This window comes from Hymenobacter actinosclerus, from assembly GCF_900111515.1.
GTDB lineage: Bacteria > Bacteroidota > Bacteroidia > Cytophagales > Hymenobacteraceae > Hymenobacter > Hymenobacter actinosclerus.
In genome coordinates this window covers 91,890-115,894 of record NZ_FOHS01000005.1, presented here as the reverse complement: position 1 = coordinate 115,894, position 24,005 = coordinate 91,890, and the positions used below count along the sequence as shown (strand labels likewise).

The window sequence follows — 24,005 nt, the reverse complement described above, 5'->3', positions numbered from 1 at the left end:
ACCTTCAAACCTGATCTAGCACCCTAATGGGCCTGAGCAAGCCCTGCTAATCTCAAGCTGGCGGGCAAGTCGTAGGTGAATGGTGCGACGGCCGCAGAGAAATAGTTGCACTGCATAGGACGAACTCTGTAGATTGGCTGGCGCATTGACAGCAGGCCGCTATTTTTAGGTTTTACCCATATCAGAGAGGGCGTCCTCTCCTTGCCTTATTTGCTTTATGCTTACGGGAATCGTTGTTAACTATAACGGCACGTACGGGCTGATCCGAGCCAATACCGGTATTCTTTATTCCTTTACTGTCCGGCAAATTAAAACGTCCGGCGCCTGGCGGCCAGCTCCCCAGGAAGCCGTAATCATCAAGGTGCAGGGTAAACAGCACGGCGTAGTACGCTCAGTGATGAAGCTGCCGCCTGGCCATTTAAAATCCACGCTTCCCTCTCGGATGATTCCCGCCCGCTTCGTGGGTTGGGGGATGGCCGTTAGTCGTTTTGCGCCCACTATAAAGCTGAACAGCCAGCTGCAAGCCCAGCACCAGGTAAAGCCGGGCAGCATCATACTGGTGCGCTACGAGGTGAAAAGCGACACGAACACGCTGGTTAACGCAACGGAGCTGCTCGTTGTGCCGCCCAATAGTGAGCACTGCCGGTCGCTGGCCACCACGCTGCTGGCCGACCCAGCGGAAATGGAGTTGGGCAAAAAAACGCTGCGAAAGCGCTTGAATGACTTGGGCCCCGTCACTACGGACGAGCACTACCACTACCTGAGAGGCTTACTGCAGCAATGGGATGCGTATAGCATTGAGCCACTGGATCTACGCTTCACTTTTACCCCGCAGCAGGCCAGCCTATTGGCCGCCGATGGCTATGCCCATTACCTAAGCCAAGAAGCCCTAGTGCAACTGGTAGGGCAGGCAACGGACCCTGTATCGTTGCGCAACGCGGCCTATCAATTGCCCGCAGAGGACCTTGCCCGGCTTGCCCGGCAACGCGTAACGAGCCTGACGTCCGAAACACCCCTAGTGGAGTACCAAACGCTGGGTCAATGGCTAAAAGCGCTACCCGAGCATGTGCGCACGGAGCCCCTACTCCAGCCACTAGCGCTCAGCCAACTGCCGCTGCCTGAGCAGGCCCGTGTAAGCTGGTGGGAACAGGGCTTAGTGCCCATGCCGCCACTGAGCTTTCTGACGGGCGAGCTGCACCGCCGGCTGCAGCTACTAGTGGCAGATCCCCAGCAAGAGCAGCCCCTACACCAATTGCTAGCGGCTTGTCAGCACCATGCCTGTCTGGAGCAGACGGGCCGGGAGTTGCTCTCAGCCCTGAGCGTGAGTGAGCGCCTGAGCATTCTTCGAGTGGTAAAGCCGTTGGTGGACAATACGACGGTCACCAACTGGGCAGCAGAATTTATCATTGGTCAGTTGGCGGGTGATGACTTGGCTGCCGCCTGGCAGGGCAATGAACTGCAGTGGCTGCCCGCTGATTTTTTAGCTCAGCAGCTACTGTCGACTGAATCCGACGCGACAACATTGGTCGTACTACAGCGGCTGGCGCAGCTGCCCGACGCCTTGGAAGCGGTGGCGGCGGCGGGGCAGCAGCAGCCCTGGCAAGGCCAACGGGCCAGCACTATCAAGCTTGTGCTGCAACAGCTATATAACACCATTCGGCCCGCTCCTACCCTCTACTCCTGGAGCCCGCCCAAGCCAGTGAGCGCAATTTCCGTGGCGTGGGCGCAGCAGGCTTTGTCGAGCTTGCAGCAGAGTGCAACAGATTTGCCGGCGGCCGTTTGGGTGAGCTGGTGGTTGGAGCAATTGATGCCGGAGCCAAGTGCTGAAATTTTCTTGGCTCACTGCTTAGCAGAAGCAGGTGGCCAGCAGCAACTTGGTTGGGCAAGACTGAGCCCGGCGGGCGCTAGCGCCCTAGCGCCGCTCTTGCTAGCTTGGCTGGCGCAAGTTCAGCCAGTGGCTTGGCTAGCGCAAACGCGGCAAACATGGTCTAGCTACTCTCACCTGGCTCCTTTAGGACAGCAAGTGGCAGCGGCAATCCAGGCGACCTGGCCCGCGGCGGCGCTGGTAGAGCTCTGGCTGCTGGAAGAAAGCGATCAGCCCAGCGTGCAAACCCTGCTAACGGCGCTTGCGCAGGCTGCGCCGGATGGAGTGCGGCAGATTTTAATGGCCGCTGAGCCCAGTACCTTGCCCGCGCTGCTAAATTACTCTTTGGCCGGCCGGCCTACGGGTCCGTCCGCGGCCCTGGAATTATGCCTGAAAGTAGCCGGCCAGCATGAGTTGACCGATTACGTGGAGCTGGAATCCTGGTATAATAGCCTGGTGCAAGAGCTGGCGCAGGAGCTGACCCCGGCGCAGTACAGCCTGTATTGGCAGCAGCAGTTGCTGCCCCCACCCAGGGCGGAGCAGCTGCTCACTATGGTGCAGGTAACGCCGAAAGCGGACTGGCCCCAGCTTTTCCAGCGCTGCCCCGTCAGCCTACTACAGGCTTACTTGCCCGTGCTGCTGGCCTCAGCCGACGTAGACGAGCAGCAGATAAAGGCTTTGCTGGAAGCACTTAGCAGTCCCACTCGCTTCAACATCAGCACGCTGGAATTGCGTAACGAATTGCTTGCGCAGCTAAGCCATGAGCGGCAAGTGCAGTGGTGGCTGGAAGATGTCAAGGCCGCCATACCAGCCTGGGAAGTAATTGCCCATGCCTTGGCGGACGAGCAGCACTCGCAGTGGCTGGCAATTGCGCAGAAAGCTACCCGCGAAAGGTTGACGCAGGTGCTGGGCTTATTACCCGTTGCCTCACGCCAATTAGTTGGCGTAGTGGCCGATTTGCTCTGCCATAAGCGAATGTTTAGTGGCCAAAATGCCACCGCGCGGGTGCCTCTACTGGTGCAATTTGCCGAAATAATTACGCAGCGCTGGGGCCAAGAGCCGGGGCTGGTTCTTCCCTGGTTGAGCAGCTTGTTGCAACAATGCCAAGCACCTAGCTCGTCCTGGACGTATTCCAGGTATGCCGAAGTGGAGAACCGGGGACAGGCCCGTATCAAGGACTTGATGCAGGAGCGGGTAGCTCCGCACCTAAGCGCGTTGCAACAATTGGAGTGCTGGGTTAGCGGATTTATCTCAGCTCATCCCGCTATTAGTAACCCGGAATTGGTTGCTTTCGTGGTGCGGGCTATGCCGACGGCGGCAATAACTCGGGTGGCAACTGCCTACAAATTACCCGAGGTGCTTGTCAAAACTTGGCAGGCGCTCGGCCACCTAAAAACGGTCGGTTTCGACAAGCAATTCCAAGCGCTTAAGCCGTTACTCACGGAGGCCGCCCATTTTCCGGGTTTGCTGCAGGAGGCTGATGCCCACCTAGATCCCCACTTAACGCCTGCGCAGCGCGCACTACTCTGGCTGTTTGGCTACCCAGGTGAGGCCCCTACGGAGGGCAGCTATTGGACAATTGCCGAGCGGATGCAAGGCGTTATCCAACTCCCTTCCCTGGGCAGAGAGTTGGCCTCTATTCCCTGGCTGGCGCCAACGGCCGACGAGTTAGATGAGTGGCTCAAGGAGCAGTATTGGGAGGAGCATGATCAAACCCTGGCCGAAGATACCTTCAAGCTAGTGCGCAGCTACCACGCCCTGGCAGTGGTTGAGCTACCCCGCTGGGAGGAGCTGGAAAGTGAGCTGCTGCTGCGCTGTGCGGGCGTGGTTAAAGTACGGCTGTGGATGACGTTACCCGCCGACAGTCAGCAGCGCACGTTTAACTATTATTCCTTTCGGCGCGGCTACAGCCGGCTGCGCACAGCCGAACAGCGGGAGTTCTTGCGCCAGGGGCAGCGCTACCTGCTCGGGGCGGAAAAAACAGAACAAGAGTTCAAGAGCGTATTACACTTACGGCGGCGAATTTTACACCGACAGCACAATGGAGTGAGTGTATACCGCGTGTCGTTGGCGCACTGTTACTGCCCGCAGGATGGCTACTTGGAAGTTGAATTAGCCGAAAAAACCCATACTCTACCCTTTGCTTACCCCCAAGCGCAGCAAGAGTGGAACAGCCGCTTTATTCGCGAACCCTGGGCCGCCTGCAAGGTGATGGCGCACGTAGACGATCTGAGTGGGGAACTGCTAAAGATTCAGGGCCTTGAAGCCGCCTTAAACCAGTACCCCACCGATCACGAAGCCCGGGCCACTTATCACTTTCAGCGCGAGCGCAAAGTGCATGGCACGACTGACAACCCCTTGGGCTACTGGGAAGATGAGCGCCTGCACGATGAGCTGAGTTCCTACCTGGCGGAGTTGACCGATGGTACCCCCTTTGCAACCGTAATGTTGACGGAAAAGCTGGCCAATCGCTCGGCCTCGCCCGTCATTGTCAGACCCAAACTAGAAGCGGAAGTACCTTCCCCGGCTGCGGTGCGATCCCGCGGTGATGATGATGACGACGATGAAGTACTACTGGGGCTAGCGATGCGGCCCCGGCAGATGGTACTGCGCCATAGCTTAGTGCAGGACGATGTCATTTTTATATGGTCACCCCAATTTGCCAATTCCAACCGCGCTACCTACGTGTTCCGGGCGCCAGCTAGGCATTACGAGCAAGCGCTGGAGCGGCTGACTGATTTGCTGGAAAACGTAAGTGGCATCCGCTCCGCGCTGCTGGCGCCCGGCTTGGCCTGCCACCGGCTACGTTGTCATTTGGGCTACGTGCGCACCATCCGGGGGCAGCGTGGTAAGGAGCAGGCCTTCCAAGCGTGGCGCAAGCGGATGGATGAGACCTTAGCGGCCGGGCCCGGCCGTCAGCATCCGTATGATGCCGACAGCAACTTTATCCCTTTGGAACTACACAGTCCGCCAGCTCCGGCAGCCGCGGCAGTTATTCCACCCAGCAGCGCGCTCACTACTCCCCCCCCTGCCGCGCTGCCGACTGAAGTTAAACCATTACTGGCTGGGCTGCAGCTTAGTTCGCAGCAGATTACGGCGCAGCGCAATCAGGCGCAGCGGATGCTACAGCAGCTGCAGCGATTCAACACACTTTTTCTAGCCGGTTACCCCTCATAGCAATCCCTCATCTTTATGTCTCAGCAGCAAAATTTTACCAAGTCCTCAATTAGCGATTCCCCAGTTAGCGAAAACGTGTTTGAGGAGCTTGACCAGGAATTGCGCCGACTCAAGTCGGCAGTAAGCCATCTGAGTCTATCGGAGTCCGCCGCCACCCAAGCTATTGAGGCGGCCGAGCGGGTGGTGGTGCAACAGGGCCAGCTGCACCAGCAGCTAACTGAGTACCTGAATCACTTGCCGGAGCGGCAGGCAGCAGCAACCAGTTCGCTGGTGGCAGAACTAAGCCAGGCGGTAGCAACACAGCAGCAGCAGGACCTGGCACAAATGGCGCAGCAGCTAAAGCAAGGTCACCAAGAGCTTGCTGCTCACTTGAAGAGTGCGCTCGGCAGTCGGCAGCCGGAAAGCATGATCGCGGAGGGGATACAGGCAACTTTGAAACAGCAGTTTCAGCAACTACAAAGCCAGCTGCAGCTGTTATTGGAGCCTTCAACAAAGCCCAAAGCACCTCTACCTTCGACGCTCGATTACGAGGTGCGCAACAAGGTAGACGAATTGAGTAAAAAGGTAAATGAGCTAACGCAGTTAGCGGCGGCGCAGCAACGCATGCTGAAGTGGCAGCGGGTAGTGGGCCTTATTACGTTACTCGGCGTGCTGGCCATGCTGACGGCGGGTTTTATTAAAGGGTAGACAGGCGTCGTTTTCGAATTCCCGGTGCCGGCGCATAGTACGCGAACGCTGCCGCCTGGGGCCATACGATGAGAGCCATCTGCGCTCTGCCCAAGCACTGCACGTTATAACCTCGACTGAGTTTCGTTAACCCGCCTTACCGCTCCTTACTAGCCCCCTTTACGGGTAAGCTTACTTTCGTGACTATGCCCGCACTACGCCGAATAAATACTGATACCTTACAGCAGTTGAAGAATCTGCTCGTTAGTAGTTCAATTCCAGTTCAGTCAATTCAAGTAGCCCACAAGAATTATAGCATTCGCAATGGGGCCGAAGCGGCCAATAAACCATTAGTATTTAGTTGGACCCACGGCGGCCAAACGGAACCGCTGCTCTTTAGCTTTCATACCTGGGGCACCGTAGAAAGCAAGAAATTCCCTAATACATTTCTGGCGCTGGGCACGGGTAACGAATTTCGTATGGTGGGCTTTCCGCTGTACCTGCTGCCGCAGGACAAGGATTTTGTGTACTTGAGCTTCAAGCTGGGCAACAACGAAGGCGGCAAGAACCGTTGGTTTGGTCGGGGACGAACGCCGAAGGAGCTACGTACGGCAGCGCAAACTGACCAGCTGAATATCGACATTCGGCAGGCGCTACAACGAGTGTTTCCCGCTCCTTTGTTTAAGCATCCCACGCTCAGCGGCGAGTGGCTCACGCTGGCTCGCCTGCCTGTCGCTGACCTGAATTCCCAAGCCGATTTGCCGAGCCGGGTGGCTTTGAAAACGCTCATTCTAGAAAAGCTTCTGCACGCATTCGTCATTGCCGAAAAGCTACGTGACGATTCGCTTAAAATCGCCGGAATGAATCCCGATCTAGATACCACAGAGGCCGAAGACGACCTGCCCGTTTCCATTTCTATGCACCAGCCCCTCAACCAAATCCTATACGGCCCACCTGGCACTGGCAAAACCTACCACACGGCCCTGCGCGCCATCGGCCTGCTGGAGCGCCTGACTGATGCGCAAGTAATGGTCCGATATTCTACACGGGAAGAAATCCGTCTGCGCTACGATATGTACCAGCAAGCAGGCCGCATCCAGTTTATCACCTTTCACCAGGCCTTCAGCTACGAGGATTTCATCGAGGGCATTAAGCCAGTGCTCCTGGATACGGGAGTAGGTAATGAAGAAGTTGGACAAGAGTTGAGCTACACCATAGCGGACGGCATTTTCAAGGTCATGGCCCAACGCAGCGTGTATGCGCTGCATCTACAGCAACAGCAGCGTCTGGCCGCAAGCATAGGCCCCGATCAGGTTATAGCACCGGACTTCGATACGGTATTTGAGCGTTTTATCGACCAACTGCGCGAACGGCTGGCTGAGCAGGACCAAATCCTGTTCTATACCAAGCATAACAGCAAACTGCATGTAGATTCCATCAGCGAGAGTGGCACCATTTACTTCCGCTACGCAAATGGCAATAGTGTCAACTTACCTCAGGTAACACGCAATGGTCTACGGAAAATCAACAACGATAATCCCGTGGATGAAGCGGGGCAACTTGCCGAAGCCGACCTCGAGGTAAAGTACGGCCGGGACCGATCAGTATACTGGGCAGCTTTCCGGGAATTCGTGCAATTCAGGGCGCAAATACCAACAGATGAACCAGTGCAAGTGGCCCCGCAGAATTTGGATGAAGCCCTGCAGCGGGTCATAAGGGACCCGAAAATAGCAGCGGAAATAACCCAAGAATTTGATTACCGGAATTTAACGTCGGCCGACTTCAATGCCGCCCCGCGCATGGTGCTCATCATCGATGAGATAAACCGCGGCAACGTGGCCAGTATATTCGGCGAACTGATTACGCTGCTCGAAGACGGCAAACGCGCTGGGCGGCCCGAGCGGCTGACGGCCCGGCTGCCCTACTCCAAAACCGACTTTACGGTGCCACCCAACCTTTTCCTACTCGGCACCATGAATACTGCCGACCGTTCGGTGGAAGCGCTCGATACGGCGCTGCGCCGCCGCTTTAGCTTTACCGAGATGCAGCCGGAACCCGCTGTTATTCGCGCGCAGGTGGGCTCCAGCGGCGTGATTGGCGAAGGAGCGGCGGCTATCGACGTTGCCCGCATCCTGGAAGTGCTCAATAGCCGTCTGGAGCAGCTCCTCGACCACGATCACTGCTTGGGCCACGCTTTACTGCTTTTATCCAGCCCCGATGTCGACAGCTTGCGCACCGCCTTTGAGCGCAACATAGTGCCGCTACTGCAGGAATACTTCTTCGGCGACTGGGGCAAAATCGGGCTGGTACTGGGCGAGAAGTTCGTGACTGCCGTGCCACGCACCGGCGTGGGCCGCGACCCATTGGCCAAATTTGCTGGTTATGATAGCTCCGGCTTACATGATAGGCCCCTGTACCGCCTTACTGCGCCCGCAACCTGGGACGTGGTGGCGTTTCAGAGCCTCTATCCGGCCACTGCTTAGTCTGCTGCCATGCCGCGCATTATGCGAGTGTTGGAGCACAGTGTGCTGACTATCGGCGACAAACAAGGCGCTGGGGAGCAGCAGGCCGAGTTCCGGCCCGAACACTGGGAGGCACTGCTACGCTACCACAGCACTGGCGCGGGCCGCCGCTACTACGATATCCGCCACCGCGCCATTCGCTTCAAGCATTACGTAGGCATCCTCCAGGCCGGTGACCTGACCATCGAAGTTTTACCTAAAGCTGATGCAGTGCCCGACGCGGCTACTGCCCCCACCGAGGACTTCGACCGGTGGCGCCGGCTGCTGCTACGCATGCTAGCCGAAGCTGGCCTGTTGCCCGTCGAGTCGCTCAACACTGCTTTGCTGCAGGAGCGGCCCCACAGCCTGCTTGAGGTGTACCTGAGCCTATTTCTAACCGAAATAGAGCACTTGCTGCGACGCGGGCTGGTTAAGCGCTACCGTCTTCACGAAGGCCAGGTGAATGCCTTGAAAGGCACGCTGCTGTTTGGTCAACACATAGCCCGCAACGCCGTCCACCGGGAGCGGTTCTACACCCGCCACCAGACTTACGACAACGACCACTTACTCCACCGGCTGTTACGGCAGGCGCTCGTGCTCTTACCGACCCTCACGCCCCACCCCGGCCTGCAGGGTCGGGCCGCCCGCGCCCTGCAGGCTTGGCCTGAATTGCCTGCCGTGCGACCAACAAAGGCGCTGTTTGCCCGCACGCGATTTGACCGCAAAATCGTCGCCTACCGTCCTGCCCTGCATATTGCCCGCTTGCTACTGCTGCGCCTCAGTCCCGATCTGCATAGCGGCTCGCAAGACTTGGTAGCGCTCTTTTTCAACATGAACCACATTTGGGAAAGGTATCTATTGCGCACGCTCCGGCGACTGGCACCACCTTCCTGGGCGGTTAGCAAGCCTCCGAAATGCGTGTTCTGGCAGGATGCCACCCAAGACAACGTCAGCCGGATGCAGCCCGATATTCTACTCACGCACCCCGACCACGGTAACCTCGTGCTCGATGCGAAGTGGAAGCGTCCTAACGGGTACTATGCTGAAGATGATTTACGCCAACTCTTTGCTTACGCCCATCAATTTGGCGCTAAGCAGGTGCGGCTACTCTATCCCCAAGCGGGGCAGGATGCCGCGGTGGAGGGAACTTTCTCACGGCCAATGGTAATCGAAAAAACTGAACCACAGAGAATCCATTGCGGAATCTCCTTCATTCGCGTCGGTCGGGCGAATTCTTCCATAGGAAGTGAATCAGACGACATAGAAGCCGGCACAAATTATCTCCTGTGCTCGCTAAGCGCAGAAATTGCAAGTTGGCTGCCTGATAGTAGTAGGCTTAATACCTGATGCTGACAAGCAACGAATGTCAGTACTGAATTGAGGGGTATCACTTAGCGTTTACCTCATGCGGCCATTGAATTGAGAGATTCTAGATGAGCAAAGTATAATCTAACGATTTATTCAAATCATAATAAAACAACCGTGTATACCGTCCGCTTAAATCATTCTATTACTTGACTTTTACATAGCCCACCTCCCTCATGCCGCCGCTTAACCCGGTTGAAACTACGCCTGAAAGTAAGGCGACGTGAGTTAGCAGCATTGGGTAGCATAGCCAGCGACGGGAAAGCCAAAAGCAGGCTTGCTGACTGGTAATATGAGCTGGTGGCCTTGCTGAAAGTCAATTAAAAATAGACAGCACCGGGTCGGTGACGCTACCTGCACCCCAGTTCTTTCGCAAGATTCGGTTGGGGTAGGTGGCCGTGGGGGCCATTCTGGTGGCGGCGCTGGTGATGCTGCCCGCGGGGCTGGTTACGCTGGGGGCTTCCTCGTGCTGGCAGCATCGGAGCCGCGGTAGCGAGTACGGTGGCAAAACTGGGGAGTAGGCTCAGCATCGTAAGGAATTGATGAACGGTTGGTCAGCGCAGACGCTGTAGCAGCACTATACACAGACGCAGACATCCCCGACCACATTGGCTGGGGATGTCTGCGTCTGAGTATACTTGTGCCGGTCAACTCGTAATACACGTAGGTTTGGCGCATATTTAATCCCTCCACCGTGCAGTATCAAATCAATGACCCCTCGCTAGAATCACAATGGCGGTCACTTATCCTATTTGGGAAGAACTCGGCCACCTACAAGTTTGCCTTTGCGAAGACGCTGCTGGAGTTAGCCGAACGCGAGACGAACACCATTACGCTGACCGATCTGGCGAAACCTTTCTCGCGTCATATCGTCGAGCACCTGCGACAACATGACAAACAGGGCAGTGCCGGGTCGAGCAAGTTTCTCACGGCCTGCCGGCAGTACCTAGCAGGCACGCTGCCCCTGGAGCGGCTTCTGCAGCAAACCGAGCAGCTGGGTTTCGTCAACGTGCTGGATGCATTTCAAGTGGTGCATAACGGATTGATTCCGCAGCCCTTTTATGAGCAGCACCGCGTCAACGGCAAACCCCAGCTCACGCTCACGGACCACTTTCTTCAGCTCAAGGAGTCCTTCCATTTCCAAAACCTACCACAGGAGGCAGAGGCGCGCTGGCGGTTGGTGGAGACGGCCTGGAATCTGCAGTTGAATCCCAACGTGCTGGAGGTCGAGTACGACGAAGCCCGCAGCATGTTTTTCATTGAGAGAAATATGATGCGCCGCATCAACATCACGTCCGTGCGCGATGCCCTCAACGGATACCAGAAGGGTAAGTGCTTCTACAGTTTCCAGGACATCAGCATTGTTTCCGGGGCTGAGCAGTTGTGCGCGGTGGACCACTTCCTACCCCACCTCAACAAACAAGCCCACCTGCCGGCTAACATCAATGGGGTCTGGAATCTGGTACTGGCGGATCGGGCCACGAACGGGGCCAAGGGGGCACGGGTGCCGGCCGTGCGCTTCTTGCAGCGGCTGCATCAGCGCAATGAGTTCTTCATCGAGAGCAAGCACCCGCTGGCCGAAACTATTATCAACCAGACGGGGGCCACCAGCGAACGCCGGCGGCAATTTTTGCTCAAGCATTACCAGTTGGCGCTGGATTATTCGATTCACCAGTGGCAGCCCGCGGTGGAGTTGCCAGGCACCTTCTAGCCATGAGCGTATTTCTGCAGGTGCCTGCCGAGCGGATTCTCTACCGGGACGCGTTTTTCTTCGTTATCCGGGACGGGTATCCCGTCTCGCCGGGACATTCATTGATTATTTCCAACCACCTACGGCCGGATTACTTTGCCTTAACGCTGGAAGAGCAACTGCACCTGCCGGTGGTCATTGCTCAGGCGAAGTGTCTTATTGAGCAGCAATACCGACCGGATGGGTACAACATCGGCATGAATTGCGGCGAGGTGGCGGGCCAGACAGTGCCCCATTTCCACTGTCACCTCATTCCGCGCTACGTGGGTGATATGGATAATCCACGGGGAGGAGTGCGGCATTGCGTTGCTGGCAAAGGCTACTATTGACACCGGGCACCTGGTTACAGCAGGCAGCATCGGGGCAGCCGTGTTGGCGGCGACGGTGAAGCAAGGGCAACAGGCACAGGAATGTACGGAGCGGATGAATAGATCAGCGATGGAGTTGTTGTAGCAGCCCCAGGGCTAAATGCAAATATCTCCGGCCGGTGAGATCGGGGCTATTTGGTTGTGGGGGCAGTGCTTATACAGCAATTGAATTAGCCAGGGGTTAATTTGTAGCTCCTTTATCAACCAGGGCCTCGATGGACTGCTGCACGGCTACGGGCACGGCCGAGAGCAGGTCGAGGCCGGTGGCGGCTTCAATGGCGTCGACGCTGACGCGGTACTGGCCCCAGTCGATATTGATGGAGTTATCGTTGGGCGTGTCGATGGCGATGACGCGGGTGCTGGTACTCACACGGGTGACGTCGTTATCGCCGACGGGCAGTACCACCACCACTTTCCAGAGGCGCGCAGGGACGGTGACGCGGCCCTGATCGATAGTTGTGGCGAAACTGCCCGAACCCGTGCCGCCCTTGCCGTAGGCGCCGCAGATGATGTAGACTTCGTTGCCGGAGTTGAGGAAGGTGCGGGTGTAGTTTTCCAGGTTAGCCCAGGTCTGCTGGTTGTTGCGCGGGGCCTGGGGCACCATGTTACTCATCAGGAAGGTGGCCGAGTTATCGTCCACCGTGTTGGTGCGGTCGGCCGAGGGGCACTGGTGGCCCCGGTCAAACCCCGAACCCGAGTAGCTAGTAGACTGCACCTGGTACCAACCAGCGGGCAGGGTATTATCGGCCCGGAAGTCGTCCTGGCGGGCGGCGGATCCACGCCAGCTGGCGTTGAGGTGCCAGCTGACCCAGGTAGGGATGCCGCGGTCGCGGTGGTAGCTGAGCGCGTACTGGGGCTTACTGAGCAGGTAGTTAGTCGGCTGGTTGATGTCGGCCGTGGCCCCGCTGGGGTTGCCCATATTCAGGTGCTCGGTCGACGGGCCGACCACCGGCGGCACAATTGGCGGCTGGGTAACGGGGGGAATAGCTGGGGCGGGGTCGTTGGTAGTGGAGCAGGCAGCAGTGGCCAGGGCCAAGGTTGTCAGCAGGATTGGCAGACGGAAAACGTTCATCCCGGAAAGTTAAGCACAGCCTCGGGTAGTACAGGCAAGGACTGGTCGTGGTTTTCAGGCGCGTACGGCAACTTGTCTGTCTGCTGGCTCAATAATCAGACATATACCGTGCTCAAGGCTCCGGGGGCGTACAAGGCCGCCGACAAGAAAATGGCCTCGGGCTTGAATATTTACAAAGGCTTGGCCGAGGCGACCGGCACCGACACCTTTGTTTTTGACTGGGATGCAAACTTTGTCATCAGGTTCCTGCTGAGCCTCAATAAATAAGCTCTCTTCCTATGCGTTTATTAAAGCAGTTGTTGACGCCGTTTGTGGAGTTTGAAGACGATTCCAAACAAGGACCGGCCAAACCGAATCCACCGGTCACCGCTCCACCGGTCACCGCTCCGGCGGCAGTGCCTGCCACGCCTACCTTCTTCCCCCCAGCAGTCCCATCTGTTCCCGAGAACGCCCAGCATCCATTGATTAATGGGCTCCCCCTCCCCCCAACACTATTCCAGACCATGTTCCCATCTATTCACCCGGGGGCACCATTACGGAACATTTTCCAGAACACGAGCAGTACTTTGAGCGGCTGATTTATGAAGCGAACGCCCGCAACCCCTTGTTTCAGGGAGCTGATTATAAGGAGTTTGTGGAAAGCTGACTGGACATTGACGACATTTAGGACGAAGCCCTCCGATACCAGACCGCTTACAACGTTTTAAAAAGCACCAGGCTCACCAAAGAAAAGCTCCTCTCCACCGGCCAGGAATACCTAAACCTGATTGGTCTGGATTTAAATGCTTTTCAGAGTGCCCACGCGCAGCAGTACAATAAAGAGGTGCGGCCTAAGGAAGAACTGATCCAGCAGAAAGCGCAGGAACTGCAAACCCTTACCCAACGCTTAAATATCCTCAAAGCTGAAATCAACCAGATATGTCAGGAGATCACCCTTACGAAAGATAAAATGAACACCACTAAAAACTCCATTTTACTGGCTGGCGAAAAAAAGCAAAAGGAAATTCAAATGGAACTACATAAAATAACGCAACACTTTTGAGAAGTATTATTTTCAGATAACAAACTGATACTAGCTTAAATTATTCGAGAATATATTTAAATAACAAAATAATTGATGCTCATTTAAAATAATAAAACCTAAATAATTAAATAGTTATAATTCGTATTGGCTTGTTATCCGTATTGAAAGTGATTTAATAAATAATGCCAGTATTTCAGAGACCAAGTTCCTTCGCTGAATTATGCTGCCGTACATTATCGAGACGAGTGTAGCGCCGAATCATTGCTGAGGTTTTGTGCTTGGTCTGGTTCATTACTTTGCTGTCATCGGCTCCATTAAGCTTCGATACCGTCACAAACGATGCCCGCAGAGAGTGAGCTGTAAACTGCGGGCCCAGGTACTGCTGCACAATTAGGTTAGTATACTTGGTGGTCATACGGCGTGCCGTTACCTGGTTGTTTTTGCGTAGTGACACAAACACTGGCCCTTCCGTACGACCCAGCACCCGCAGCCAGGCCTGCAGGCAGCGAATAGGACATAACGCAGAATCCGGCGAGTAGAAAATGGCCTTCTCCTCGGCTTGGCCCAACTGATTCGTTTTACTCTGCGGCAGCGTGACCACCAGGCCGTCGTCATCAAAGGCCAGATCCTCGATGTTGAGCGCTTCGAGCTCCGAGCGGCGAAAGGCACCCGTAAAGCCCAGCAGCAGCAAAGCCCGGTTGCGTAATCCGGCCGGGGCAGTAACATCGATGCTCTTAATCGTACGCTTAAAGCTCTCCAGCGAAAACGCGGGCGCTTGCTTTTGCCGGGTCTTGATCTCCCGAGCAATGCCTTTGAGCAGCACCTTAAGTTTCTTGTCGGCCGTGGGCGACTCAACTCCAGCCAATTCATGGGCCTTGGCGATGGCGGCGGCGTGCCGCTCAATGGTAGCATACTTTTTCCCGGCATCGGCCAGCTCCGTCAAAAATCCCACCAGCGCTTCGATTGGCGCCGGCAATGAATTCAGCTGGTGCAGCGCGCACCAGGCCGAGAAGCGCTTCCAGTCCCCAGCGTAGGCGCGCACCGTGTTGTCCGCCCCGCGCAACCCGGACTCGACATAGCGCTGGGTGGAATCGACCAGGTGGGCGGGCACCTGCGCGGCGGGCGAAGACTGAACGACGGGCAGCTGATTTTCGGTAGCCATATATATAAGGAGTAGCGAAGCGAAAAGTACACGTTTTCGCCCCACTAATATAAGGAACGATAAGTAAACCTTATCAGTCCTTATTAATTTGGTTTTGATTAACTCTTGCGAGTCCCTATCTTCTAGCTGCTTTTTGCTGCTTTTTGCTTTCAGCCGGCTCCTGGGTCTAGTTGGGGGGGGCACGGGTCACGTGAAGGCATTGCATTTGTGCTAGCGTCTGCCACGGCCGCCTGATGCCATGAGCCCGCAAGCGCCCACTAGTTGCTAATTCAACCAGCTTTTTAGGGCTGGGCTCATGCGACGCCGTCCCAGCAGAGCAGCTTAAAGTCCCAGGTCGGACAAGTCGATGTAGGGCGTATAATCCTCTAGCTGCTGGCTGCTGGTAAAGGTGCGCAGCCGCACGACCTGGTTTTCGTGCTGGTCGTAAAAGAGCTCCACAAAGAAGCCCCCGGGTAAGCGGTAAAGGTTGACTGCATCTTCCTCCTCGTAGCGATTAGCTACGAATTCTCCTTCCGCATAGAGAATAGGAAGTTGCTGCTCGAAGCTCAGGGCGCGAAAGGCACAGTAGCTGGTCATGGTCAACGGGTCAAAGAAGGGCTAACGGGCATTCAATAACTTGAACTCAGAGATCGCAGAGCAGGATTTTGACTTATAAAATCTATTAGTTGGCCTTATTGCGCCACCCACTCACCGGCCGCAGGACTAGCTAAAGAAGCTATTTATAGCCCCTGAACCACAGTTATTCCCCTTAAAGCCCTGAATATCGCGCCTTTTGATCGTTTCAGCAGCCGTTGCTAACGCTGGTAAGAACAATCGTTCAGTCAGCTAAGAAGTGATGGAGGAGACGTATAAAATCTATTAATCAGCCGTCTGAGGAGTATAGGACAGGATATTAGGTTACTTTAGGGGGTAGATAATCAAAGCCATGTTAGTAGAAAAAGGCATAAAAATACTTAAATAGTACAATCCCTGCTTGTGCTTATTTATACCCTCTTTCTTTGTTGTTTCTGTTCTGACTTCGCCCCGGACCACCGTTTTGAAAGCTTTTGTACTCCAGCTTCAACAAGCTTGTGAGTATTTTAAGTATTTAAGGTATTTGCAGGCCTCATAACATCATATACTACAGCAACTTAAGTGGCTTTAGCAATAGGTTTCATAAGCTAAGTAATAGGTTTCATCAGTGTACTAATAGAGTTTATAAGCCAATTAATAGGTTTTATAAGCTGAGCTAATAGCTTTCATAAGCTAAGTAATAGCTGCTAATTTGAAAGCTATCAATTCGCCTGACAGGTCCAACTAATAGCTTTTATAAGCCACCTCCCTACCAGCCTCCCCCACCTGGATGAGGCAATGCGAACTAATAGCTTTTATAAGCTCATGTCCCAATCCAGTGCCCCGCGAACTAATAGCTTTTATAAGCTGAACTAATAGGTTTCATAAGTTGAATTAATAGCTTTTATAAGCTGCCTTCCTAATCCGGCGCCTCGCCAACTAATAGGTTTTATAAGTCAGCTCCTGCGTGGCCGGATTGCTTATAGATAGAGTCGCAATTCAACTCTATTAGTTTGCGATTTAAGCGGTATGTTTGCTCTCTATCATTACTATAGCTCCTACAGTCGTGAGTGATTCTACCGTTCCAATAGAAATCCGGCAGCACAATGCGCTCACCACGGCCCGCTACGAGATGAGCGCCTGCGAGATGGACATTGTCTTCTCGCTGCTCTCCAAGCTCACCAAGCACGACAAGTCGGGCACCATCTATGAAATCCGGGTGCAGGAGCTGCAGGAGCTCACCGGCCGCACCTGGAACTACAAGCAGCTGCTCGACTCCACCGAGCAGCTCAACAGCCGGGTTTACCACATCGACACGGGCAAAACCCTGCTGCAGGTCAGCCTCTTGTCCTCGGCCCTCTACCGCAAGGGTGAGGGCACGATTGAGCTCGAAATATCCGAGCGCATGCGCCCCTACCTCATTGATTTAAAAAGCAACTTCACTTCCTACCGGCTGCAGGCCGCCTTCAGCCTGTCGAGTAAATACGCCAAGCGCATCTACCAGCTGGCCTCGCAGTGGAAGGACATTGGCGAGACCAAAACTTACTCGCTGGACGAGTTCAAGGCCATGCTCAAGCTCAAGGACCTCTCGGGCAAGGAACCCGAGCAGTACACCCAGATCTCTTCCCTGCAGAAGTACGTGCTGGATGTGGCCACCACCCAGATCAACGAGCACACCGACCTGCGCATTAAGTATGAGCTGCTGAAGAAAGGCCGCTCCTACCAAAGCATTAAGTTCTACGTCAACACCCAAGTCCCCCAACAGCTGCCCATCCCCTTTGAACTGGAAGCCGACGATGCCAAGGTGCAGCTGGCGCGCAAGCACCTCGAGAGCCTGGGCATTCAGGAGCCGCAGCTGGTACAGGATATCTTGCAGTCGACCAAGCACGTCGATGCGCTGTTCGCCTTCATTTACAAGCTGAAGACCGAGCGAATCAAAGCCGACAAGAATCCGGGAGGCCTGTTTCTCAAAATGCAGGGCCTGCGCTAGGCGCTTTATCTGCGCCAGGGGGCCGGCCTGCTTTTTATCTACTTTCTTCCGTGCACGCATGCTAAAGGCTCGCCAGCGGGGGGCCTGAAGGAGGGGCGTTACTTACTTGGTTTTTCATGATGCTTCAATTTTCAACCCCCTTTGCAAGCAAGCAAGCCCTCCGGCTGAGCCTGGCCACTCTTCTGCTGTCGGGCGGCCTGCTGGCCGGCGCGCGGGCCCAAAGCTTTGCCCCGCCCCGGCTGCTGGCCGTGCAGGCCAGTCCGCAGGGGGTGGCCGTGGCAGATCTCAACGGCGACGCGCGGCCCGACCTGGTGGTGAGCTGCTCGTACGCCAATACGGTTAATGTGCTACTCAATCAGCCGGGAGCCGCCGGCGGATTTGCCCCGGCCGTCTCCTACCCCATCGGCGCCTATCCGCTGCGCGTGGTCGCCGCCGATGTCAATGGTGATGGCTACCCCGATATGGTGGCCGCGCTGCAGCAGGGCGGCGGGGTGGCCGTGATGCTCAACTCTACCCTGCGGCCCGGCACCTTTTTGCCGGCGGAGTTTTATTCCACCCTGGGGGATCCCCGCAGCCTGGCGGTCGGCGACGTCAACGGGGATGGCCACCCCGATATCGTGGCGCTCGACACGGAGCAGGGCGAAGCGGCAGTGCTACTCAACTCGGCTACCGCGCCCGGCACGTTCCCCGCTAGGGCCACGGTCTTCGCGACCGGCGGGCGCAACGCGGTGGGAGTCGCCCTGGCCGACGTCAACGCCGACGGCTGGGCTGACTTGGTGGTGTGCGGCGGGGGTAGCGGCCGCATTGGCGTGCTGCTAAACCGGGCATCCACCCCGGGCACCTTTGGCCCGGTCGTAACTTATAGCAGCGGCGCCAGCTATCCGCAGGACCTGGCCGTGGGGGATGTAAACGCGGATGGGCGCCCCGATATCGTCGTGGCCACCGGCAACGACGGCCGCGTGGCCGTGCTGCTCAACGCGGCCGGGACTCCTGGCACGTTTGCGCCGCCCGTGCTGAGTGCAGCGGCGGGCAGGCGCGGCGTTTACAGCGTGGAGTTGGGCGACATCAACGGGGACAAGCTGCCGGATATCGTAACGGGTAACCGGGAGTTCTTGCCGGCCGACTCGCGCGTGGGGGTGCTGGTGAACTCGGCAACCACTCCCGGGTCCTTTCCGCTCACGGCGACCGAGTTTGACAGCGGCGGCGGCAGCACCCACGATGTGGCGCTGGGCGACCTCAACGGCGACGGACGGCTGGACGTCGCCCTGGTCGACTACATTGGCGGCAAGGCCGCAGTACTGCTCAACACCGGGACCTTCCTGTCGGCCGCGACCGCGGCTGGTACGGCCAGGGTGCGGCCCTACCCAAACCCCGCGCGCGAGTACCTCACCCTGGAGCTGGCAGCCTTCTCGGCCGCCCGTAACGTGCAGGTAGAGCTCGTCAATGCCTTGGGGCAGGTCGTACGTCGACTACAACTGGACCGGCCTGCCGCCGCCCCTGACCTACGCATTGATACTGCAGCGTTGCCCGCCGGGGTATACACGCTGCACGTGCGCGGGCTTAGCGTCCGCGCCAGCGCCCGGGTGGTGATTGAGTAGGCAAAAAAGAGCTCCCCAATGCGCCTGAGTGGGCTGGTTCAGTGCCTGCCTGAGTCCATTTCGCTCAACCGCAGCAAACTATTTGGGGCAGGCTTCTACAAATGCTTTTAGAGCAACGTGATGCGCTTTACCAGCCGGCCTGCCGGCGTCTCAATGACTGCCAGATAGAGGCCGGCCCGGCAGTGGGCCAGCGATACGATCAGCTCATCAGCCGTTGCTGATGCCGCCGTCTGGGTGGTGATTAGACTACCGATTGCATCATAAATGCGTACCTGTCGGACCACAAAGTCAGCCTGCCGCCAGCTGATGATGACCTTGTCATGCGTGGGGTTGGGTGAGACGGTAACCGCCTCGTTCAGCGGCAGGGCACTCACTTGGAACAGCTCCCCCGACTGCCCGCGGCCGCCGGCTCCGGCCGCCGTCACGGCGCCCGTGCTGGCCCCGCGGGGTACTAGCACCTGCGCACTCGTGGCCGTAGCGCGCAAAACCTGCGCGGCAAGCCCCCCAAACAGGATAGTGTCGTTGAGCCCTTCCTCCCCGAAGTTGCGTCCCGTGATGGTCACCGCAGTGCCGACGGGGCCGCGGGACGGGCTGAAGCTGGTGATAATCGGGGCCGGAATCACGTTCAGGCCCGTCCCTGTGGTGGCCTGCCCCCCGGGGGTCTGCACTCGAACCGGGCCGGATTGCGCGCCTGTCGGCACCCGGACTACCAGACTAGTTGCCGAAGCCTGCAGCACCTGGCCGACCGGCCCGCCTGTGAACGTCACCACGTTGCGCGCCGCCGCTTCGGCGAAGTGGGCGCCCGCCAGCGCCACGGTGGCACCGGTGCGCACCCGGCCCGGCTGGCTGCTGCTGATAACTGGTGGGTACCAGACCATGAAGGGCTCAGGGCTGAGCACGTGCCCGCCCAGCGTCCGAATGCTTATGCGGCCGAGCGTGGCGCCCGCCGGCACTTCCACGCGCAGGCTGCCGGGGCTCGCCCCGAGCACCCGGGCGGCCACGCCGTTAAAGGCCACGGTATCCTGGGCGGTGAAAGCCGAAAAGTGCGTCCCAGTCAAGGTTACTTCCGTACCCGGCTGACCCTCGCCCGGCGTTACGCCGGTAAGCGTAGGGGCCTGGAACACGGTGAAACTTGGGCTGCGGGCCCCGCCATCGGCCGTTGTCAGCGTCAGCGCGCCGGTAGTGGCGCCGGCCGGCACGCGCACCGTGAGGCGGCGGCTGCTGGCGCTTTCCACCAGGGCCGCGACGCCGTTGAACGCGACGTGGTTGCGGGCCGCAACGGGGGAGAACTTGCTGCCGGTGAGCGTTACCAGCGTGCCCTGGCGACCCTGGGCCGGCACCAGGGCCGTAATGCTGGGCGAGGCCAGCACGTGCGGGTACTGCAGGGCAACGGCAGCCACCACGCTCGGCGGCATGTCGTAGATGCGGTTAGTGGTCGTGTCCGTCCGGACGGCCTCGTTGTAGTCGAAGAAAATATCGGCGAAGTTGTCAATGCGGGTGCGGGCCGGCAAACTGGCCTTGGGCCGGATGCTGAACTGCACAAAGCCCTGGCTGCCCGCCGCATTGCTGGCGCTGTCGGGCAGCATGATGCGGTCGAAGGTAAAGGTGAGCACCGGACGCTGCCGGCCGGAAACACTCAGCCGGTACGGGTGCGATACGGCCCCCACCAGCAGCGTGCTCAGGTCCAGGTCGGCCGAGAGCGTATCAACTACCGCCACCTGGTAGGCCACGTCGTTGCCCGTGTTCTGGAACCGGATCTGATACCGCAGGGCCTCGCCGGTGGGCGTATAGCGCTGCGCCGTGCGCCCGGTGGGCACCACCTGCTTGTCGTTGGGGTCGTAGGAGTCAAGAATAGGCCGGCAGTCTTCCGCGAATTCGGGCTGCGGGTCCGCCGGCGACATGGCCAGCATGGCCGGGCTGGGCAACGCGTTGGGGCGCAAAGCGGGCACTTCCACGGTGGCGCTGGCCAGCCGGCCGAAAGGATGGCTGGCCGGCTGATCCACTTCTACCCGCACCACCGGGCTGGCAGCGGCCCAGCGCAGCACCAGGCTGTCGCCGGCTGCCAGGGCAATGGGGCGCACCAGCGAGAGTTGCGCATCCTGAAAAACCCGCAGCGCCAGGCTATCGGTGGTAGCCCCACCGCCGCGGTTGTGCACCACGAAGCGCACCTGGCTCCCCTCTGCTACCTGGCCCGCAACTGCCAGCGAGGCCCGGTTCCAGCTCGCTGGCGGGACGTAGCCGTTGGCCGGACTGATCCAGGCGCGGGTGCACACGGTAAGCCCGCGTATGGTCGGGTCGTCGCACCGCACCGAGTCCAGGATGGTGATGGTGCCGCGCTGATCGGGCTGCAGCGCCCCCACCGCAAATACGTAGTTGCCCGCCGCGTCCACGGTGTGCGGCGCATCGGCCCGCACGAACACCACTTCCGGGGGCAGCGCAACCGTCACCGTAGCATTGGGCGCGGCCGCAAAGCCCGTGTTGGCGTAGCTGACGGCGGTGGTATTGCGAAAGCAGCGCCGCCGCCGGTCCGAGGCAACACTCACGCTCAGGTGCGGCGCAGTGCTCACCTCATTGCCAAAGTCGGGGCCCCCGACCGCATTGCCATACGAGCTGAAGGAAACGGTGGGCGTACCCGAACACTGCTGCCGCACGGTGCGGCCCGGCTGCATTTCGGGCAGCATCTGCTGCACGAAATACGTCCCCGTATCCACGGCTAAGGTGTAGTGGCCCTCGGCATCGGTCAGCCCGTAACTATCGCCCGGTTCGGCCATCACCACCATGTTGGGCAGCGCCGGCTCGTTGGACTGCTGCACGCAATCACCATTCAAATCCTGGAATATCTTGCCACTGATCAGGTTCTCGGGCCGGCTGGTAGTAGGCACAAAAAACCGCAGCACATCATGGCCCCAGCGGGCCGTCGTGAGCCGGGTGCCCCGCTGATTAACGGTGATAACCGGCGGGTTGCCTCCCACCAGCAGCTTCGTCTGCCGGTTGCTGCCCGCCTCGTACATGGTGATGAAATTATCCTTGCCAACGCTGGCGTACACGTTGCCGGCCCCGTCCACGGCCAGGCCCGCGTCGTTGGCCGACAAAGAGGGGGAGCCCTGAAACGAAGGGGGGAACTGGGAACGCAACTCGCGCAGCAGCTGGCCACTGGCACTAAACTTCTGGATCCGGGCGCCGGCCCCATCCGACACGTAAACGTTACCGCGATAATCGAGCACCACCCCGCGGGGGGCGTGGAACTGCCCCGGGCCGGGGCCGCTGCCACTGCCGCCCTCCCCAATCAGGTGCAGCAGCTGTCCCTGCGCATTGTACTTGCGCACCCCGCTGTAGTAATCGAGCACGTACAGGTTACCGCCCGCATCCACGGCCAGGTCCGAAGGGTAGTAGCCGTTGGAGCTGGTGTTTGGGTTGGGTAGTTCGACTTTCCCAACAAAGCGGCCCTGGGGGTTGAACTTCTGGATGCGTGGGGGGTAGGTGAAGGCTTCCAGCCCGTACACGTTGCCAAACGGGTCGAGGGCAAAACTGGTGAGCAAGGAGAACTGCCCATCGCCGGCCCCGGGCCCGCCGATAATGGCTATTTGCTGCCCAGCGGGATTGATTTTGGCGATGTGCGTCTGTTTAAAGTTCTGGTAGTAGATGTTGCCGGCTTCATCCTGCCGCATGCGGTGGCCAAACACCATTTCGTTGCCCCACTTGGCCAGCAGCGCCCCGCCGGGGCTCAGCTTGCGAATGGAGCTCACGCTTTGCTCCCGGTCGTAAGCATCGGCCACGTACAGGTTGCCGCCACCATCCACGGCCAGGGCGGCGCGCGCGCCATTGAGCGAGCCGCTGTCGGCGCCGAAATCCCCCTGGTGCACTCCCTGGGCGCTGTACTGCTGAACTGCACGCTGCCGCGAGCTCACGACGTAGAGCGTGCCGGCCGCATCGATTGCCAGCCCCATCGTTTCGTCAAACGCGTCCTGCCCCGGGAAACGCAACGAGAGCGTACCGAGTAACTGCCCCGCGGCGCTGAGCCGGACGGCTGTGTAGTTCTTGTTGAGCACGTACACGCTGCCGTCGGGCGCGAGCTTTACATCTACTGGCTGCACCAGGACCTGCGCGCCGGCCGGGGCGTACACCCACTGCACCTGCCCGGTGGCACCGATTTTCTGCAGGCGGTTGTTGCCAGTGTCCGCCACGTACAGGTTGCCGGCCGCATCCACGGCCACGCCTCCCGGCTGCTGAAACTGCCCCGGAGCCGCGCCCGCGCCGCCAATTTGCGAGAGTGAGTCTCCGTTCGGGCTGTACTTGCGCACAAACGACTGGGCCTGATTTACTACGAAGATGTTGCGCTGTTCATCCAGGGCGAGGGCCCGATAATCAGGCGTCGGCGTGGCTGACCGGAGCGGAATGGTTTGCAGGTGGCGGCCCGCGGCATCGAGCTGCACCAGCCCCACGCGGTCAAGCACGTGCACGACGCCGGTCGAGCTCACCTTAAGGTCCTGGGGAAAGTCAAGCGGTGTGCCCAGTATCCGGTCAAGCCGGAAATCGCGCACCTGGGCCGCAGCCGACGTAAGCACCAGCAGTAAACAGGCTAGCAGTAGAGGTTTTTTCATTCGCGGCTTAGAATAGCGGATAGTAGGCAGGTAAGTAGGCCCAGCCGCATACTGGCAAGCAGCCCAAAGGCGACTCTGCTGGTAAAGGGGTCAGTGGCGTAAAAATCGGCTGACAAAATTAGCTCAATAGCCTTACCGAGCAAGCTAGTTAAACGGCTGGGGTGCCGCCTATTTAATGCAGCTGGCATTGTTAATTGCAACTGCAGGAATATCAACGACCGAAGCCGCTTTTTTGCTTCATTACTTCAATACTTCAGTGATGCATTGGATCGTTGAAGCTTTGAAGCAGAGAAGCAAACTATCCGGCAGTGCAGT

13 protein-coding genes are annotated in these 24,005 nt (G+C 58.1%); 9 read left to right on the top strand and 4 right to left on the bottom strand.

Features of this window, described 5'->3' with window-relative positions; all coding sequences use genetic code 11:
• The first annotated feature begins 217 nt into the window (after positions 1–217).
• The 6 genes from BMY67_RS16560 to BMY67_RS16535 all read left to right on the top strand — a co-directional run bounded on the left by BMY67_RS16560 (position 218) and on the right by BMY67_RS16535 (position 11,652).
• A complete protein-coding gene (locus tag BMY67_RS16560) occupies positions 218–5,041 on the top strand; it encodes a hypothetical protein (RefSeq protein WP_092773731.1) in 4,824 nt (1,607 codons plus the stop codon).
• Between the two features lie 15 nt (positions 5,042–5,056).
• The gene (locus tag BMY67_RS16555; protein WP_092773729.1) at positions 5,057–5,728 is read left to right on the top strand and encodes a hypothetical protein; all 672 of its coding nucleotides are present in this window, start codon (positions 5,057–5,059) and stop codon (positions 5,726–5,728) included.
• 185 nt (positions 5,729–5,913) lie between these two features.
• Positions 5,914–8,190: an AAA family ATPase gene (locus tag BMY67_RS16550; protein ID WP_092773727.1), complete on the top strand. Its 2,277-nt coding sequence runs from the start codon at positions 5,914–5,916 to the stop codon at positions 8,188–8,190.
• A 9-nt stretch (positions 8,191–8,199) separates the two neighbouring features.
• Positions 8,200–9,555, top strand: coding sequence for an McrC family protein (locus tag BMY67_RS16545; protein ID WP_092773725.1), 1,356 nt, complete (start codon positions 8,200–8,202; stop codon positions 9,553–9,555).
• Between the two features lie 712 nt (positions 9,556–10,267).
• Entirely contained in the window at positions 10,268–11,284 is a 1,017-nt protein-coding gene (locus tag BMY67_RS16540) for an HNH endonuclease family protein (protein WP_218144626.1), read from the top strand.
• Between the two features lie 2 nt (positions 11,285–11,286).
• Positions 11,287–11,652, top strand: coding sequence for an HIT family protein (locus tag BMY67_RS16535; RefSeq protein ID WP_092773721.1), 366 nt, complete (start codon positions 11,287–11,289; stop codon positions 11,650–11,652).
• Between the two features lie 220 nt (positions 11,653–11,872).
• Here BMY67_RS16535 and BMY67_RS16530 read toward each other — a convergent pair whose 3' ends face one another.
• Entirely contained in the window at positions 11,873–12,763 is an 891-nt protein-coding gene (locus BMY67_RS16530) for a DNA/RNA non-specific endonuclease (protein WP_092773719.1), read from the bottom strand.
• 108 nt (positions 12,764–12,871) lie between these two features.
• Between BMY67_RS16530 and BMY67_RS16525 the strand changes: the two genes are divergently transcribed.
• Positions 12,872–13,030: a hypothetical protein gene (locus BMY67_RS16525; protein ID WP_177189880.1), complete on the top strand. Its 159-nt coding sequence runs from the start codon at positions 12,872–12,874 to the stop codon at positions 13,028–13,030.
• A 950-nt stretch (positions 13,031–13,980) separates the two neighbouring features.
• Here the strand turns inward: BMY67_RS16525 and BMY67_RS16520 are convergent.
• Together BMY67_RS16520 and BMY67_RS16515 are read right to left on the bottom strand one after the other, a co-directional pair.
• The gene (locus BMY67_RS16520) at positions 13,981–14,949 is read right to left on the bottom strand and encodes a site-specific integrase (RefSeq protein WP_092773714.1); all 969 of its coding nucleotides are present in this window, start codon (positions 14,947–14,949) and stop codon (positions 13,981–13,983) included.
• A gap of 321 nt (positions 14,950–15,270) precedes the next feature.
• A complete protein-coding gene (locus tag BMY67_RS16515; protein ID WP_092773711.1) occupies positions 15,271–15,525 on the bottom strand; it encodes a hypothetical protein in 255 nt (84 codons plus the stop codon).
• Positions 15,526–16,567: 1,042 nt separating this feature from the next.
• Here BMY67_RS16515 and BMY67_RS16510 point away from each other — a divergent pair.
• A complete protein-coding gene (locus BMY67_RS16510; RefSeq protein WP_245745073.1) occupies positions 16,568–17,491 on the top strand; it encodes a replication initiation protein in 924 nt (307 codons plus the stop codon).
• Positions 17,492–17,607: 116 nt separating this feature from the next.
• Entirely contained in the window at positions 17,608–19,089 is a 1,482-nt protein-coding gene (locus tag BMY67_RS16505) for an FG-GAP-like repeat-containing protein (protein WP_092773709.1), read from the top strand.
• A gap of 107 nt (positions 19,090–19,196) precedes the next feature.
• Here BMY67_RS16505 and BMY67_RS16500 read toward each other — a convergent pair whose 3' ends face one another.
• The gene (locus tag BMY67_RS16500; RefSeq protein WP_092773707.1) at positions 19,197–23,690 is read right to left on the bottom strand and encodes a DUF7619 domain-containing protein; all 4,494 of its coding nucleotides are present in this window, start codon (positions 23,688–23,690) and stop codon (positions 19,197–19,199) included.
• Positions 23,691–24,005: the final 315 nt, after the last annotated feature.